Below are 15,112 nucleotides of genomic sequence, written 5' to 3'. Positions count from 1 at the left end.
CATGCGGCGCCAGATCGCCTTGTGTGTCATCGCGGCGGCCCTCGTGGCCGCCGCGCCCGCGTTCGCGCAACGCGCCAGCCTCGCCGACCGCGTGGCCCTGCTCGAACAACAGGCGGCCAACAACCAGGGCAACGTCGACCTGCTCAACCAGGTGCAGCAACTGCGTTCGGAAGTGACGGCGCTGCGCTCGCAACTGGAAGAAGCGCACCAGCAGAACGCGCAGATGAAGGCCGATTACGACGCGCGCTGGGGCGATCTGGATGCGCGCCTGGCACGCATCGAAACCGGCGGCGGTGCGAACACCGTGCCGGCGACGCCCGCCAGTGCATCGACGGCGTCGCGTGGCGCGACGACGGTCGCTGCCGAACGCGCGCCGACCGTGCGCGGCGATGCCGGCAAGGTCGCGCAATCGGCCGACGAACGCAGCGCCTACAACGCCGCCTTCGACGTGCTCAAGGCCGGCGACTACGTGCAGTCGGCGCAGAAGTTCCAGCAGTTCCTGCACGACTATCCCGGCGGCACGTACACGCCGAATGCGTTGTACTGGCTCGGCGAGAGCTACTACGTCACGCAGAACTACGAGCTCGCGCAGGAGCAGTTCCAGGCCCTGCTGAGCCAGTATCCGACGCACGACAAGGCCCCGGGAGCGCTGCTCAAGGTGGGCCTGTCGCAGTTCGGCCTGAAGCAGATGGATGCCGCGGAAGCCACCCTGGCCCGCGTTTCCCAGCAATACCCGGGCACCGACGCCGCCCGCACCGCGGATGACCGGCTCCGGGCGATCCAGCTGAGCAAGGTTCGCTAAACCGCAGCCTCACATGGGGTCGCCAGGGGGCGTTGCCCCCTGGCTCCCACCGCACAAGTCGCCGGGCAATCAGGGTACTCGCGACCTGTAAAATGGCCCCATGTCTGCCGTCCTCCCCGCCACCGACGCGGCCCCCGCCGCCGAGGCCGCGCGCCTCAAGCTCACCGAAATCTTCCTGTCCCTGCAGGGCGAAGCCCGCGATGCGGGCTGGCCGACCGTGTTCGTTCGCCTCACCGGCTGCCCGCTGCGGTGCCGCTACTGCGATACCACCTATGCCTTCTTCGGCGGGGAGTGGTGGGACATCGACGCGATCCTCGCCGAAGTGGCCAAGCACGGCGTCCGCCACGTCTGCGTCACCGGCGGCGAACCGCTCTCGCAGAAACGCGTGATCGGGTTGCTGGCGAAACTCTGCGACGCCGGTTACGTCGTCTCGCTCGAAACTTCCGGCGCGATCGACATCTCCGATGTCGACACGCGTGTCTCGCGCATCGTCGACATCAAGACGCCCGACTCCGGCGAAGTCGAACGCAATCGCTGGGAAAACCTGGCGCTGCTCACGCCGCACGACCAGGTGAAGTTCGTGATCTGCAGCCGCGCGGATTTCGACTGGGCGTGCAAGGTGCTGTTCGAACACAGGATCTTCGAGCGCTGCGACGTCCTGTTCTCGCCGAGCCACGCGCAGATCGCCCCGCGCGAACTCGCCGACTGGATCGTCGAAGCGCGCTTGCCCGTGCGCTTCCAGACGCAGTTGCACAAGGCCCTGTGGGGCGAGGAGCCGGGCCGTTGAATCGTGAATCCAAGCGTGCCGTCGTACTCGTCTCCGGCGGCATGGACTCGGCGGTGGTGCTCGCGATCGCGCACGAACTGGGCTTCGAGACCTACGCGATGAGCGTGCGCTACGGCCAGCGCCACACGAGCGAACTGGACGCCGCCGACCGCGTGTCGAGTGCGCTCGGCGCCGCCGCGCACAAGACCGTGGTCGTCGACCTGCGTTCGATCGGTGGCAGCGCGCTGACCGACGCCGACATCGACGTCCCCGAATCCGGCGGCCCCGGCATCCCCGTCACCTACGTGCCGGCGCGCAACACGATCATGTTGTCGCTCGCGCTCGGCTGGGCCGAAGTGCTCGGATCCTCGGACCTGTTCTGCGGCGTCAATGCCGTCGACTTCTCCGGCTACCCCGACTGTCGGCCCGAATTCATCGACGCCTTCGAGAAAGTCGCGAACGTGGCGACCAAGGCGGGCGTCGAAGGGGCGGGATTCCGCGTCCACGCGCCGCTGATGCGGATGTCGAAAGCCGACATCGTGCGCGAAGGCCTGCGCCTGGGCGTCGATTTCTCGCAGACCGTCTCGTGCTACCAGGCCGACGCCGAAGGCCGCGCCTGCGGCCATTGCGACGCGTGCCGCCTGCGCGCCGAAGGCTTCGCGGCCGCGGGCGTCGAAGACCCGACACGCTACGTCGGGTAGAATGCCCGCCGCGCGCCGGATGGCGCCGCGCCTGGAACATGTGGGCCGTTAGCTCAGTCGGTAGAGCATCGGACTTTTAATCCGCTGGTCGATGGTTCGAATCCATCACGGCCCACCAGCTCGCGCTAAGCGCGCGGGCTGGTGGGGGTCATTCGCGAGGCGAATGACCTGCCCAACATTCGCTTCGCAAATGTCGGGGCCCTGCTTGCAGGCCAAATACCCCGCGCTGTCGCGCCGCCCCTTTTACTAAAAGGGGCTGTTCCTCCATTTCGGGGCGCAGATTTCTGGCGGTCAAAGCACGGCGCTGAATCCGCGGGGCGTGGGCATCCGTATCTGGATGCATGAACAAGCTCTCCCGAAGGAAAGTGATCGTCGCCGGTGGCTTGGCGCTGACCGGGTGTGTGCTCGGGCTGGGGGCCTGCGATGCGCAGCGTCCTGCGGCTGCGGCCGCCAGGCAATTCGAAATCATGCGTAGCGACGCGCAGTGGCGCGAGCGCCTGACGCCCGCCCAGTACGCCGTGCTGCGACAGGCGGCGACCGAGCGTCCTTATTCGAGTCCGCTGAACGACGAGCATCGCAAGGGCACGTTCGCATGGGCGGGCTGTGCCTTGCCGCTGTTCTCTTCGGCCACCAAGTTCGACAGCGGCACGGGCTGGCCGAGTTTCTGGCAGCCGCTGACCAATGCGGTCGGCGAGGACGTGGACACCTTGCTCGGCATTCCGCGCACCGAAGTGCATTGCCGTCGCTGCGGCGGCCACCTGGGCCACGTCTTCGACGACGGGCCGAAGCCCACCGGCTTGCGTTACTGCATGAACGGCGCGGCGATGACGTTCATGGCGGGCTGACCGCCTTCCACACGGGATTTCCGAATGTTGCTCCTCATCCTCGCTTACCTCGGCGGCGCGCTGACGATCGTCAGCCCGTGCATCCTGCCGGTCCTTCCGTTCGTGTTCGCACGTTCCGACCAACCCTTCGCACGTAGCGCGCTTCCGCTGCTCATCGGCATGGCGGCCACGTTCGCCGTCGTCGCCACGTTCGCGGCGGTCGGCAGCGAGTGGGTGGTGCAGGCCAACCACGTGGGGCGCTGGATCGCGCTCGTGTTGATGGCGGCCTTCGCATTGGCGTTGCTGTGGCCGGGCCTCGCGCTGCAAATCGGCAAGCCCTTCCAGTGGTTGGGCGGGAAGCTGAGCACGTCGGTCGATGGGGCCAACGGGCGCGGCGCGAGTGCAGGTTTCGGTGCATCGCTACTGCTCGGTGTTGCGACCGGTTTGCTTTGGGCGCCGTGCGCTGGCCCGATCCTCGGATTGGTGCTCACCGGCGCTGCGTTGCAGGGCGCGAATGTCGGCACCACCGGATTGTTGCTGGCCTACGGCCTCGGTGCCGCGACGTCGCTGGCGATCGCGTTGCTCGTCGGCGGGCGCGTGTTCGATGCGCTCAAGCGCTCCATGGGCGCCGGCGAATGGGTGCGCCGTGGCTTGGGCATGGCGATGTTGGTCGCGGTGGTCGCCATCGCGACGGGCGCCGACACGGGCGTGCTCACCAAGCTTTCCATCGCCAGCACCGGCCGCATCGAGCAACGCCTGCTCGACCGCCTGCAGCCTTCGCAAGCGCGCGCGGAAGCGGCCCCGAGCATGATGATGATGGACGCCAAATCGGGCGCAACGCAGGCCTTGCCCGTCGAAGGCACCTTGCCTGCGCTGGATGGCGCAACCGCGTGGTTGAACACCGCGCCGCTCACCGCAGCATCCTTGCGCGGCAAGGTCGTGCTGATCGACTTCTGGACGTACTCGTGCATCAACTGCCTGCGCACCTTGCCGCACGTGCGCGCGTGGGCCGACAAGTATCGCGACGCCGGCCTGGTGGTGATCGGTGTCCATGCGCCCGAGTTCGCCTTCGAGCGCGACCTCGGCAACGTCCGCAAGGCGGTGAAGGATCTGGGGATCACCTATCCGGTCGCCGTCGACAACGGCTATGCGATCTGGCGCGGCTTCGACAACCAGTATTGGCCGGCGCACTACTTCATCGACGCGCAGGGACGCGTACGCGCCCATCACTTCGGCGAAGGCGAGTACGCGCAGTCCGAGCAGATCATCCGCACGCTGTTGAGCGAAGCGGGGAAGCACGCGCTGCCCGCGATGGTCGCGCAGCATGCGCCGACGACGGGCGTCGAAGCCGATGCGGACCTGGCGCAGCTCAAGTCGCCCGAGACCTACATCGGGTACGCGCGCGCGGAAAACTTCGTGTCGGTCGGCGGCGTCGAAAAGGACCGCGTCAAGCGTTACGACGCGACACCCGGCGTGTCGCTCAACCACTGGGCCTTGAAGGGCGAGTGGAATGTCGGCGAAGAAGATGCGCGACTGGCATCAGCGAATGGCGACATCGTCTATCGCTTCCACGCACGCGACCTGCATCTGGTCCTCGCGCCCGGCAAGGAGGGCAAGCCGGTGCGCTTCCAGGTGCGCATCGACGGCAAGCCGCCCGGCGGCGACCACGGCGACGACATCGACGCGTCGGGCGCAGGCGTCGTCGACGGCCATCGCCTCTACCAGTTGGTGCGGCAACGCACGGCGGTGCAGGAACACACGTTCGAGATCCGCTTCCTCGACCCCGGCGTTCGCGCCTACGCATTCACCTTCGGCTGACGCGTCGCGACATTCGACGCGCAAGGAGTTCCGATGCACGTTGCAACAGAAAAAATCGTGGCCGGTGCGGTGGCACTCGGTGTCGTCGGTTTGCTGGTGGCTGGCCTGTCGACGATTCGCAATCCGGCGGTGGCCGCGGTCCAGGCGATCGAGGTGCCGGCGTTCGTCGAGACAACCGCCACCAGGCCCGCCGCAACGGCACGCCCGGAGACCGTCGTCTTCGCCGGCGGATGCTTCTGGGGCGTGCAGGGCGTGTTCCAGCACGTCAAGGGCGTGCAGCGTGCGGTGTCCGGCTACATCGGTGGCGACGCGGCGTCGGCGCACTACGCGATCGTCGCGACCGGGCTGACGGGCCATGCCGAAGCGGTGCAGGTCATCTACGATCCATCGCAGATTTCCTATCCGCAGTTGATGCAGGTGTTCTTCTCCGTCGTGCACGATCCGACGCAACGCAACTACCAGGGCCCCGACCACGGCACGCAATATCGGTCCGCCATCTACACGACGACGCGCGCCCAATGGCAGGACACCACCGCGTACATCGCGCAACTGCGCAAGGCCGCCATCTTCCACGCACCCATCGTCACGCAGGTGCAGACGGCGCGGCCCTTCTATCCGGCGGAGGCCTACCATCAGGATTACATGGCCCTGAATCCGCAGGCCGGCTACATCCGCTATTGGGATGCGCCGAAACTGACGGCGTTGAAGGCGACTTACCCGGCCTTGTACCGCGACAAGCCAATGCTGTTGACGCAGCGATAGATCGAATCTCGTCTGTCGCTCCCCCTCGCGGGTGACCCCGTCCGCATCGAAGCAAGGCAATCGTTTTTCTCCATGGCGGTGCTGCGATCCGCCCTGGAGATGCCCCATGAAGCCACGCAATCTCATCGGTGCGTGCGCACTCGCGTGCGCGCTGGCCTTCGGCGCGCATGCCGCGACGCCTTCCGATCCGCTCCTGCGGGCGCAGGAACTGATCACCACCGCGCCTGGCGTTTCGGTCAGCGTGTATGCCACCGGGTTCAACAACCCGCGCGGTTTGAAGTTCGCCATCGGCGATCGCCTCGTTGTCGCCGAAGGTGGCACGGGCGGTACGCAGTCGACGGCGGGGCGGTGCGATCAGATCGATCCGCCGATCGGGCCGTATACCGGCAGCGCGACGGGTGGGCGGATTTCCCGCGTGCTCGACTTCGGCGGGTTCCGTCGGCGCGCGACGTACTACAGCAACCTCCCCAGCAGCCAGACGAGCGCGGGCTCCGGTTCCCTCGTCAGCGGCGTCGCGGACATCGCGTACGTCGACGACACGCTGTACGCGCTGATCAGTGGTGCGGGTTGTTCCCATGGCGTCGTCAATCGCGACAACGCGATCGTTCGCCTGGTGCCTGGTGCTTCGCCCGTCATCGTTGCCAACCTCAGCCGGTGGTTGAAGGCGCACCCAGGCGGCGCGCTCGGGCCGGACGTCGAGACCGACGGCACCTGGTACAGCATGGTGGCGTACAACGGTGCGCTGTACGTGGTCGAGCCGAACAACGGGCTCTTCATCCGCGTGAATCCGACGACGGGTGCGATCACGCGCATCCTCGATGTCTCCGCGGCGCTCGGCGGCCACAGCGTTCCGACGGCGCTCACGCGACACAACGGCTATTTCTACATCGCCAACCTCGGCACGTTCCCGATCGTCGACGGTTCGCAGCGCGTCTGGCGCGTGTTGCCGAATCCGACACGCCTGCAAGCGGTCGCACGCGGAACCGCGATCCTCGGCATCGCGTTCGACAGGAACGATGCGCTCTACATCCTGCAGATGTCGTCCGGCGGGCCCGACCCGACGCCCGGCATGGGCAGCATCGTGCGGATTCGCCCGGGCGGTGGCCCGCAGACGATCGTGCGCGGGCTGACCTTGCCGACCGCGATGGTGATGGGACCCGGGGGGGATCTGTTCGTCTCGAACATCGGCTTCGGTCCGCCGCTGCCCGGCGCCGGTCAAATCCTGCGCGTGCATGTGCCCTGATGCGCGAAGCGCGTGATCGCGTCGAGGATCGGCGCGGTCTCGCCCAGCCACCACCAATGCGCGGTCCCGGGCAATTCGAGCCATTGCGCGCCGGGAATCGCGTTCGCGACCTGGCGGCCGGCGCCGACGCGCACGGCGCGGTCGCCGGTGCGATGCATGACCAGCGTCGGCACGCGCACCTGCGGCAGTAAATCGCGCACGTCGCTCAGCGCGAGCGTGCGCAGGACGGCGCGCATGCAGCGCGGGCTGGACCCAAGGCGCAGCATGCGGGCCCACCAGCGCTGCAACAGCGGATCGTCCGCGTGGCCGGGCGCGAAGGTCTCGATGTCCGCCGGCCGCCCCCATTGCGCGACGAGCGCATCGAGCCAACGCGCGTACTGCTGCGCAGTCAGTGCCCACGGATAGTCGTGCGTGGCGGTTCCGCGCGCGAGCGTTGCCCAAAGCGCGAGCCCCGCAACGCGTTCCGGATGCTCGACCGCAAGCCGAATCGCGATCGGCCCGCCTTCGGACACGGCGAACACGAGCGCGCGTTTGCTCCCGACTGCGTCGAGGACCGATAACGCGTCGACGCTGCTCACCGACGTATCGGAGGGATCGACGGTGCGATCCGAGAGCCCGACACCGCGCCGGTCGTAAAGGATCACGCGGAACTCGCGCGCGAGCGCGCGGAAGAAATCCGCGGGCCCGCCGGGCTCCCAGGCCTGCTCCAGGTTCGAGACGAAGCCGCTGATGAAGAGCACATCGAGCGCGCCGTCGCCAATCACCTGATAGGCAAGATGTGTGTCGCCGCTGCGCGTGAACCGCGCCGTCGCGGGTGCGGGGGCGTTGTCGTCGCGCATTGTCGTCCCGGCGTCGCGCGCGCGGATTTCATCGGCGACTCGAAGCGTCGCGGCTTCCGGTTCGACACCGAGCTCGTCGTGCAGGAGTTGCCGGCAGCGCTCGAACTGTTGCAAGGCTGCGTGTGGCTGTCCGACTTCGACGTACAGCCGGATGAGCCGGCGCTGCGCCGCTTCGTTCAGCGGATCGATCGCGAGCAGATCCTGCGCATGCTGGAGCGCGCGTTCGTACTGTCGTGCGTCTTCGAGCCGCGTGATGAGCTGGGACAAAGCCTGCGCACGCGCCTGGCGCAGCGATTCGCGCTGTCGTTCCAGCCACGCCGACAGCTCGTCGCATTCGTCGAGCACCAGGCCCTCCGCGAACTCGGCCGCGGCCAGGTGCGCTGCGTGTTCGAGGACGGTCAGGCGCTCGTCGCTCGCATCCTCGGTCGCGCGATACAGTCCTTCCGCGAGGTCGCGGCGCAGCGCAGCCAGGTCGGTGGCGGCACGCACATCGTCGGCGAGCGCGACGGTCTGACGATCGGTGACGAGCGTGTCGTGCCCAACGTGGCTCGACAGCGCATGCAACAAGCGGCGCATGCGCCCGCGCGCGTCTGTCTCGTCGGCATCGGGCCAGAGCAGGGCGGACAGGCGCGCGCGACTCATCGGACGCGCTTCGGCGGCGAGCAGCGCGAGGACTGCCTGCTCGCGCCGCGCGCCCGGTTCGAACGCGCCCGCTGCATGCTCGAGCCGCACCGGCCCGAGCACGCGAAGCGCGAGGGGCGATGTCACCTCAACGCTCATGCAGCGGCTCGTTCGCGACGTTCGACGTCGCCCCGGCGCGACTGCGCGCACAACCACGCGATGATTTCAGCGACCACCGCGTCCGGGCTGCGCGCCCAGGAGAAGTGCCGCCGCCACGGCGCGTCGGCGGTGACACCGTCGATCTGCCGACGCGCGATCGCGCAGGACGCGAGCTTGGCGAGCAACTCGGTCGTCGCGCCGGTCGGCGCCACCGGATCGCCACGGAGTTCGACCGACAACACGGGCAACACGAGGGCATGCAGCGCCTCCTCGTAATCGATTCTACTGCCGGCAAAGCGATACCGGCCGGTGCTGGCGTTGTAACTCCAATCGGCCATCAATCGACGCGGCTGGTCGCCGCCGAAGCCCAGCAGCCGGCCCGGATACCAGGGCAGCAATGCAGCCGCCATTCGCACCGCCTGCACCGTGATGCGCGCGCGCAGGCGCAGGGCGTTTGGCCACGCGCGATAGTGCGCGGTACCGCTTGCAATCAGGATCAAACCCGCGAGGCCGCGCGATGCGTGCACGGCCGCAAGACTGCCGAGCTGACCGCCGAGGCTATGGCCGACGAGATAAATGGGCCGACCGGGAAACTGCGCGGCGATCGCGGCGATCAACGACGGGAGGTCTTGCTCGACGATCTCCTGATAACCGAATCGCGCGCCGTGTCGTGCAAGCGCCGTGCTGTCGCCTTGTCCGCGCAGATCGGCCAGGACCGCCACGCCGCCGGTCGCTTGCGCAAGCGCTTCGGCGAACGGCGTGTAGAAGCTTGCGGCGACCCCCATCGCCGGCAGGCAGACGAACACAGGCGCGCGCGCGTGCGGCCGGGAATGATTGAAGAGGACGACGGTGGACGCCCCATCGTCGTCGGCGAACAAGGTTCGGATGGAATCGAAGATCGCCATGGTCGGCTCCCGGTGCATTGAGGAGCCGCGAGCGTAGGCATCGAGCGTCCGCTGATCGTCCGCTGGCGCGCGTGCTCACTCTCCGCCGGCGCCCATGCGGCGCATTCGCGAAAACGGAAAGCCATTGCAACCGGTCTTCGGATCGTCGCGGCGCGCGATGGTCGTGCGCTCCGCATCGGCTTGTGTGCGGGCGTTGTAAGCACTCAGGCAAAACCCCCATTCGTACGGCGGCATGCCGGGGAGGGCGACCCAGTCGATACGCGTCCACAGGCCGGCGTCGCTGGCGTTGGCGCCATCGTTTTGCGCGACCAGGTACTGCGCCTCCGGATGCCATGCGACCAGGCGATAGCGTGTGTTCGGCCGTTGATGCCATTCCTGCGCCGAGACGCGATACGGGATGCCGTAGTCGTCGACGAAGTCCCCGAGCAGCATTTGCGGAGGCGTGGTGTCGAGCGCGTCGCCATGGGAGGCGCAGCCGCAGAGCGCGAGCAACGCAACGAAGACGGCACGTCGCCTGAGTGATGGATGCATCGGGGCGGTTCCTCTTGCCGACCGGTCGTCGGCGTATTCTAGGAAGTTCGCAATCCCACCGCTGAGCCAGCGCGATCCAAGATGCCACCCAGCGATTCCCCGGATCTCGGCAACTCAGCACGGGCCATGGCCATGAAGGCGTGTCGGTCGCTCCTGCGCACACTCTCGTCGCAACGTCGCGTGCACATCTCGATCCACACTGCGCGCAAGGCGATTCGGCGCCTGCGCGCGTTGCTTTCGCTCCTGGCGTTCGTCGAATCGGAAGACAGCGACCACGTCCTGAAGCGTGTCGGCGACAGTCTGTCCGCGCTGCGCGATGCACACGTTGCGGTCCTGACCGCCGAGCGCCTGGGCAAGCAGGGCGCGAAGGAAGCATGGAGGCCGGTCGTGGTTTGCCTGCGTCGCCGGCGCGACGTGTTGATCCAGCGGGCGCTGGTGCGAGACCCCGAATTCCGGTTGCGTCGCACGCGGGTGGAACGCGTTGCCCGCGCGCTGGAGGCCCTGCCATGGCAGGAACTGAACGCCGCGGACCTGCGCTCCGCACTCAAGCGCAGTCGACGGCGTGTCGCCAAGGCCAGGCGGCGGGCGAAAGACGATCCGTCGATGCAGAACCTGCACCGTTGGCGTCGTCGCGTGCGCAGACTGCGCATGCAGTTGGAAGCCGTCGCCGAGTTCGCGCCCGACGTCGCGAAGAAGGCGACGAAACATCCCATCGAATCGGAAACACGGTCCCTGGAAAAGTTGGGCGACCGGCTCGGCGAGCGGCACGACGAAGCGGTCCTGCAGAAGCTCCTGCGTCGCCTCGCCGATCCGACGCGCCGCGCGACGGGCACGGGTCGCTGACCGTGGAACGGGACATCCGCATCTTCGAGGCGCAGGGACGACTCGAAATCACGTTCCGTGGCCCCGTCAGTTTCCAGGACCGCATCGACGTCATGGAGGCCGTGTTCCCGCTGCTCGTCGAACATGGGCTGAYGGGCATCCTGATCGACTACTCGAAGGCCTGGGTGCACGAGCCGTCCCCCGCAACGTTCCAGGCGCTGGAAGCGCGCCTGCGCAGCGAGCCTTACCTGCAACGGTGTCGCGTCGCATTGGTCAATCCGCCGGAGTTCCACGCCGTCCCCACCGAATCGATCGCGAAGGACATCGGCTACCCGGTGCGACGCTTCAACAGCCATCGCGCGGCGGTCGCGTGGCTCGAAAGCTAGCGCCGCCACTGCCGAGCCAAGCGCGTTGGCCCGAAGTCCAATGGATTCCCCTGCGGCCGAGTGTTGCCATTGCACGACAGGGCCGAACTGCGGAGGGTCGGCATGTCCGACAAGATGGATGCTGCCACCAGCCAGGCCCTGATCGACCGCCTGATCGAGCAGCGCCTGCCGCGTGCGCTGGCGCTGGACAAACGCATGGACGAGGGCGAGCGCCTGCGCGAGGAAGACATCGCGTTCCTCAAGCAGATGCTCGACGACGCCAATCGCAGCACGAGTTTCGTCGTGCAGCATCCGGAATTGCATTCGCTCGCGGGTCGCCTGGTCGACCTGTACGGGCAGATCATGCGCAAGGCGCTCGAAAACGAACAGAAGGGCGCGTGAGGCACGCATGTTCGCCGGCCTCAGGTTGCGCGAGGACGTCGTCGCCGGCTTGGTGACGGCGGCGGTCGTCATTCCCAAGGCGATGGCCTACGCGACCATCGCCGGGCTCCCGGTCGAAGTGGGCCTGTACACCGTGCTGGTGCCGATGGCGGTGTATGCGTTCCTCGGCACGTCGCGACCCTTGTCGGTCAGCACGACCACCACCATCGCCATTCTCACCGGCGCGGAGTTGTCGCAGGTCGTGCCGAATGGCGATCCCTCGCAACTGCTGGCCGCGACGGCGACGTTGGCGTTGCTCGTCGGCGTTGCCTTGATGCTCGCGGCCGTGCTTCGCCTGGGCTTCGTCGCGAGTTTCATCTCCACGCCCGTGCTGGTGGGCTTCAAGGCCGGCATCGCGGTGGTGATCATCGTCGACCAGGTGCCGAAGTTGCTTGGCCTGCATTTCGAGAAGGCAGGCTTCGTGCACAACATCGGTCAGATCCTGGGCGGGTTGGGGCATGTGTCGTGGCCGACCCTTGCCGTCGGGCTGGGCACGATCGCGTTGCTGACGACGCTCGAGCACGTACGCCCCCGATGGCCCGCGCCCTTGATCGCGGTCGCGGTGGCCATCGCGTGTTCGGCGCTGTTCGCGTGGGAGCGCTTCGGCATCGACCTGGTCGGTGCGATTCCCGGCGGCTTGCCGCACATCACGATGCCCGACCTGCACCTGGTGCAAGCGCTGTGGCCGGCGGCCCTGGGCATCGCGTTGATGAGTTTCACCGAGACCATCGCCGTCGCGCGCGCCTTCCAGGGGCAGGACGAGCCATCGCCACGGCCTGATCGCGAGTTGATCGCGACGGGTGCGGGCAACGCGGTCGGCGCGTTCTTCGGGGCGATGCCGGCGGGCGGTGGCATGTCGCAGACGGCGGTGAATCGGCGCGCGGGTGCGTCCTCGCAAGCCGCGGGCCTGGTCACCGCCGCGACCGCGCTGGTGACGATGCTGTGGCTCGCGCCGCTGATCGCGCGCATGCCGCAGGCCACGCTCGCGGGCCTGGTGATCGTGTACTCGGTCGGCTTGTTCAAGCTCGAGGACTTCCGCGACATCCTCCGCATCCGCCGCGTCGAATTCATCTGGGCGCTCGTGGCTTTCGCAGGCGTGATGCTGCTCGGCACGCTGAAGGGCATCCTCGTCGCGATCATCGTCTCGCTCGTCGCGCTGAGCCAGCAGGCGACGCATCCACGTCTGCATGTGCTGCGGCGCAAGCGCGGGACCAATGTGTTCCGGCCGATTTCCCCGGAGCATCCCGATGACGAAACCTTCCCGGACCTGTTGTTGTTGCGGCCCGAGGGAAGGCTGTTCTTCCTCAACACCGATCGCCTTGCCGAACGCTTCCAGGCCCTGGTCGCGGAGTACCACCCGAAGGTCGTCGCGATCGACATGTCGGGCGTATTCGACATCGAGTACTCGGCACTTCAGGCGCTGATCGCAGGGGAGCGGCGCATGCGCGAGGCGGGCATCCAGGTCGTGCTCGTCGGGCTGCTGCCGGAGGCCCTCGCGATGGTGCGCCGCTCCCCGCTGGACGAAACGCTGGGCCAGGGGCGCATGTTCTTCAATCTCGAAATGGCGGTGCAGGCGTTGCAGCCGCCGATGGCAAACGTAACGGAGTCATCCCCATGACACGCACCACGAAAAAGAGCGCGACGAAGAAAGTCGCGAGACTGCCACGCGCCGTGGCGAAGCACGCAGCCGTCGCCGAAGGCGAGGTCGCCGCGCCGCCCGGCAAGATGAAAGCGAAGGAGTACGAGGAAGAGCTGGACAAGCTGCACGTGGAGCTCGTGAAATTGCAGCGCTGGGTCGTCGCCAAGGGCCTGAAGATCTGCATCCTGTTCGAAGGCCGCGATGGCGCGGGCAAGGGCGGCACGATCAAGGCGATCACCGACCGCGTCAGCCCGCGCGTGTTCCGCGTGGTCGCGCTGCCCGCGCCGACCGAGCGCGAGAAATCGCAGATGTACCTGCAGCGTTACATCAAGCACCTGCCGGCCGCGGGGGAGATCGTGATCTTCGATCGCAGCTGGTACAACCGCGCGGGCGTGGAGCGCGTGATGGGCTTCACCGACGAAGCCCACGTGCAGCAGTTCCTGGCGATGGTGCCGATGGTGGAATTGGCGATCGTCCACTCCGGCGTGCAACTGCTCAAATACTGGCTCGAGGTGAGCGAAGAGGAACAGACCAAGCGCTTGCGGGATCGTGCGGAGGACGCGCGCAAGATCTGGAAGCTCTCGCCCATGGACATGAAATCCTTCAGCCGCTGGTACGACTACTCGCGCGCGCGGGACGAGATGTTCACGGCCACCGACAGCGGCCAGGCGCCGTGGTACGTCGCGCGCACCGACGACAAGCGCCGCGCTCGCCTCAACATCATCCGCCACCTGCTCGACCACGTGCACTACGAAGACCTGCCGCGTGAGAAGATCAAGTTCCCGAAACGGCAGAAGCCGCACGGGTACGTGGATCCCAAGTACCCCTACAAGTACGTGGAGGAGCGGTATTGAGGTTCATCCACTCTCCGCTCCATGCGCTCCACGACGGCGGCATGGAACTGCATCGCGGCAAGCTGGTGCCGTCGTTCGAGATGCCCAGCCGCGTCGACCACATCCTGGCTGCGATCGCGCAGGCGGGATGGTCGGTGGAGGCCCCGCGCGACTACGACGACGCGGTCCTGGAAGGCGTGCACGACGCCGACTACGTTGCATTCCTGCGCGGCGCGTACGACGAATGGCAAGCCGAGGGGCGCGACGGGTTCCTGTTGCCGGGTGCGTTTCCGGCGCGCGGCATGCGTCGCGACCGGATGCCGACGGGCTTGCACGGTCGACTTGGTTACTACAGCTTCGATTCGGGCAGCCCGATCGTGGCGGGCACCTGGCAGGCGGCACGCGCGGCCGCGCATTGCGCGTTTACGGCGGCCGACCTGGTGGCCGAAGGCGATCGCAGTGCCTATGCACTTTGCCGCCCGCCCGGCCATCACGCGGGGCGCGGCATGTTCGGTGGGTATTGCTTCCTCAACAACGCGGCGCTGGCAGCGCAGCGCCTGCGCGATGCTGGCATGGAGAAGGTGGCGGTGCTCGACGTGGACTACCACCACGGCAACGGCACGCAGGACATCTTCTGGGAGCGTGGCGACGTACTGTTTGTTTCGATCCACGGCGATCCGAATACCGAGTACCCGTACTTCCTCGGTCATCCCGACGAGCGTGGTGCAGGCGCGGGCGAGGGTTGCAACTTCAACTTCCCGCTGCCGCGCGGAACCGATTGGGCCGCGTATTCGGCCACGTTGGAGCGTGCCCTCGCGCATGTTCGCGACTTCGCACCGCAAGCGCTCGTCGTCTCGCTCGGCGTCGATATTTTCGAAGACGATCCGATCAGCCAGTTCCGCCTGGGCGCCGCGGATTTCCCGCGCCTTGGCGCGCAGATCGCGGCGCTCGACCTGCCGACGGTGCTGGTGCAGGAAGGCGGCTACGCGGTTGCGCAGATCGGCGAGAACGTGGCCGCCGTGCTGGCGGCGTTTCGCTGAC

16 protein-coding genes and 1 tRNA gene are annotated in these 15,112 nt (G+C 67.4%); 14 read left to right on the top strand and 3 right to left on the bottom strand.

The genetic code is table 11. The features are described from left to right. The first annotated feature begins 1 nt into the window (after nt 1). The 8 genes from ybgF to AC1DOM_RS05360 all read left to right on the top strand — a co-directional run bounded on the left by ybgF (nt 2) and on the right by AC1DOM_RS05360 (nt 6,916). Complete coding sequence (gene ybgF, locus AC1DOM_RS05395; protein WP_498960966.1) at nt 2-802, top strand: tol-pal system protein YbgF; 801 nt, start codon at nt 2-4, stop codon at nt 800-802. Nucleotides 803-902: 100 nt separating this feature from the next. Continuing rightward, the gene (gene queE / locus AC1DOM_RS05390; protein ID WP_498960964.1) at nt 903-1,589 is read left to right on the top strand and encodes a 7-carboxy-7-deazaguanine synthase QueE; all 687 of its coding nucleotides are present in this window, start codon (nt 903-905) and stop codon (nt 1,587-1,589) included. Beyond that, a complete protein-coding gene (gene queC, locus AC1DOM_RS05385; RefSeq protein ID WP_498960962.1) occupies nt 1,586-2,269 on the top strand; it encodes a 7-cyano-7-deazaguanine synthase QueC in 684 nt (227 codons plus the stop codon). Before queE ends, queC begins: the two co-directional genes overlap by 4 nt. 42 nt (nt 2,270-2,311) lie before the next feature. Next, nucleotides 2,312-2,387: transfer RNA gene (locus AC1DOM_RS05380), tRNA-Lys, on the top strand. A 223-nt stretch (nt 2,388-2,610) separates the two neighbouring features. Next, complete coding sequence (gene msrB / locus AC1DOM_RS05375) at nt 2,611-3,114, top strand: peptide-methionine (R)-S-oxide reductase MsrB (RefSeq protein ID WP_498960960.1); 504 nt, start codon at nt 2,611-2,613, stop codon at nt 3,112-3,114. A gap of 24 nt (nt 3,115-3,138) precedes the next feature. Further along, nucleotides 3,139-4,911, top strand: coding sequence for a cytochrome c biogenesis protein DipZ (locus AC1DOM_RS05370; RefSeq protein WP_498960958.1), 1,773 nt, complete (start codon nt 3,139-3,141; stop codon nt 4,909-4,911). 33 nt (nt 4,912-4,944) lie between these two features. Further along, nucleotides 4,945-5,673 carry a peptide-methionine (S)-S-oxide reductase MsrA gene (msrA, locus tag AC1DOM_RS05365; protein ID WP_498960956.1) on the top strand — a complete coding sequence of 243 codons (729 nt, stop codon included), beginning with the start codon at nt 4,945-4,947 and terminating at the stop codon, nt 5,671-5,673. Nucleotides 5,674-5,779: 106 nt separating this feature from the next. Next, the gene (locus tag AC1DOM_RS05360) at nt 5,780-6,916 is read left to right on the top strand and encodes a ScyD/ScyE family protein (RefSeq protein ID WP_498960954.1); all 1,137 of its coding nucleotides are present in this window, start codon (nt 5,780-5,782) and stop codon (nt 6,914-6,916) included. Here the strand turns inward: AC1DOM_RS05360 and AC1DOM_RS05355 are convergent. The 3 genes from AC1DOM_RS05355 to AC1DOM_RS05345 form a co-directional block, all read right to left on the bottom strand. Continuing rightward, nucleotides 6,889-8,535 carry a bifunctional AfsR/SARP family transcriptional regulator/alpha/beta hydrolase gene (locus AC1DOM_RS05355; RefSeq protein ID WP_498960952.1) on the bottom strand — a complete coding sequence of 549 codons (1,647 nt, stop codon included), beginning with the start codon at nt 8,533-8,535 and terminating at the stop codon, nt 6,889-6,891. The genes AC1DOM_RS05360 and AC1DOM_RS05355 overlap by 28 nt on opposite strands. Further along, the gene (locus tag AC1DOM_RS05350) at nt 8,532-9,440 is read right to left on the bottom strand and encodes an alpha/beta hydrolase family protein (RefSeq protein ID WP_498960950.1); all 909 of its coding nucleotides are present in this window, start codon (nt 9,438-9,440) and stop codon (nt 8,532-8,534) included. Before AC1DOM_RS05350 ends, AC1DOM_RS05355 begins: the two co-directional genes overlap by 4 nt. 75 nt (nt 9,441-9,515) lie before the next feature. After that, on the bottom strand, nt 9,516-9,971 hold the full coding sequence (locus tag AC1DOM_RS05345) for a hypothetical protein (protein ID WP_498960948.1): 456 nt from the start codon (nt 9,969-9,971) through the stop codon (nt 9,516-9,518). Between the two features lie 126 nt (nt 9,972-10,097). Between AC1DOM_RS05345 and AC1DOM_RS05340 the strand changes: the two genes are divergently transcribed. From AC1DOM_RS05340 to AC1DOM_RS05315, 6 genes are all read left to right on the top strand, one after another. Beyond that, entirely contained in the window at nt 10,098-10,814 is a 717-nt protein-coding gene (locus AC1DOM_RS05340; RefSeq protein ID WP_498960946.1) for a CHAD domain-containing protein, read from the top strand. Between the two features lie 2 nt (nt 10,815-10,816). After that, entirely contained in the window at nt 10,817-11,179 is a 363-nt protein-coding gene (locus AC1DOM_RS05335; protein ID WP_498960944.1) for a hypothetical protein, read from the top strand. Nucleotides 11,180-11,281: 102 nt separating this feature from the next. Next, nucleotides 11,282-11,560 carry a hypothetical protein gene (locus AC1DOM_RS05330; protein ID WP_498960942.1) on the top strand — a complete coding sequence of 93 codons (279 nt, stop codon included), beginning with the start codon at nt 11,282-11,284 and terminating at the stop codon, nt 11,558-11,560. 7 nt (nt 11,561-11,567) lie between these two features. Next, nucleotides 11,568-13,217 carry a SulP family inorganic anion transporter gene (locus tag AC1DOM_RS05325; RefSeq protein WP_498960940.1) on the top strand — a complete coding sequence of 550 codons (1,650 nt, stop codon included), beginning with the start codon at nt 11,568-11,570 and terminating at the stop codon, nt 13,215-13,217. Then, nucleotides 13,214-14,092 carry a polyphosphate kinase 2 gene (gene ppk2 / locus AC1DOM_RS05320; protein ID WP_498960938.1) on the top strand — a complete coding sequence of 293 codons (879 nt, stop codon included), beginning with the start codon at nt 13,214-13,216 and terminating at the stop codon, nt 14,090-14,092. Before AC1DOM_RS05325 ends, ppk2 begins: the two co-directional genes overlap by 4 nt. A gap of 41 nt (nt 14,093-14,133) precedes the next feature. After that, nucleotides 14,134-15,111 carry a histone deacetylase family protein gene (locus AC1DOM_RS05315; RefSeq protein ID WP_498960936.1) on the top strand — a complete coding sequence of 326 codons (978 nt, stop codon included), beginning with the start codon at nt 14,134-14,136 and terminating at the stop codon, nt 15,109-15,111. Nucleotide 15,112 lies beyond the last annotated feature (1 nt).

The sequence above is a fragment of the Lysobacter sp. P5_B12 genome (assembly GCF_056400425.1).
The sequence above is the reverse complement of the archived record's forward strand: the minus strand, read 5'-3'. Positions and strand labels throughout refer to the sequence as shown.

What these genes read in the sequence shown, in the direction of transcription:
- ppk2 (WP_498960938.1), top strand. Translation starts at nt 13,214, where the DNA reads ATGACACGCACCACGAAAAAGAGCGCGACGAAGAAAGTCGCGAGACTG.
- AC1DOM_RS05345 (WP_498960948.1), bottom strand. Translation starts at nt 9,971, where the DNA reads ATGCATCCATCACTCAGGCGACGTGCCGTCTTCGTTGCGTTGCTCGCG.
- msrA (WP_498960956.1), top strand. Translation starts at nt 4,945, where the DNA reads ATGCACGTTGCAACAGAAAAAATCGTGGCCGGTGCGGTGGCACTCGGT.
- msrB (WP_498960960.1), top strand. Translation starts at nt 2,611, where the DNA reads ATGAACAAGCTCTCCCGAAGGAAAGTGATCGTCGCCGGTGGCTTGGCG.
- AC1DOM_RS05350 (WP_498960950.1), bottom strand. Translation starts at nt 9,440, where the DNA reads ATGGCGATCTTCGATTCCATCCGAACCTTGTTCGCCGACGACGATGGG.
- AC1DOM_RS05325 (WP_498960940.1), top strand. Translation starts at nt 11,568, where the DNA reads ATGTTCGCCGGCCTCAGGTTGCGCGAGGACGTCGTCGCCGGCTTGGTG.
- AC1DOM_RS05355 (WP_498960952.1), bottom strand. Translation starts at nt 8,535, where the DNA reads ATGAGCGTTGAGGTGACATCGCCCCTCGCGCTTCGCGTGCTCGGGCCG.
- AC1DOM_RS05370 (WP_498960958.1), top strand. Translation starts at nt 3,139, where the DNA reads ATGTTGCTCCTCATCCTCGCTTACCTCGGCGGCGCGCTGACGATCGTC.
- ybgF (WP_498960966.1), top strand. Translation starts at nt 2, where the DNA reads ATGCGGCGCCAGATCGCCTTGTGTGTCATCGCGGCGGCCCTCGTGGCC.
- AC1DOM_RS05315 (WP_498960936.1), top strand. Translation starts at nt 14,134, where the DNA reads ATGGAACTGCATCGCGGCAAGCTGGTGCCGTCGTTCGAGATGCCCAGC.
- AC1DOM_RS05340 (WP_498960946.1), top strand. Translation starts at nt 10,098, where the DNA reads ATGGCCATGAAGGCGTGTCGGTCGCTCCTGCGCACACTCTCGTCGCAA.
- queE (WP_498960964.1), top strand. Translation starts at nt 903, where the DNA reads ATGTCTGCCGTCCTCCCCGCCACCGACGCGGCCCCCGCCGCCGAGGCC.
- AC1DOM_RS05360 (WP_498960954.1), top strand. Translation starts at nt 5,780, where the DNA reads ATGAAGCCACGCAATCTCATCGGTGCGTGCGCACTCGCGTGCGCGCTG.
- AC1DOM_RS05330 (WP_498960942.1), top strand. Translation starts at nt 11,282, where the DNA reads ATGTCCGACAAGATGGATGCTGCCACCAGCCAGGCCCTGATCGACCGC.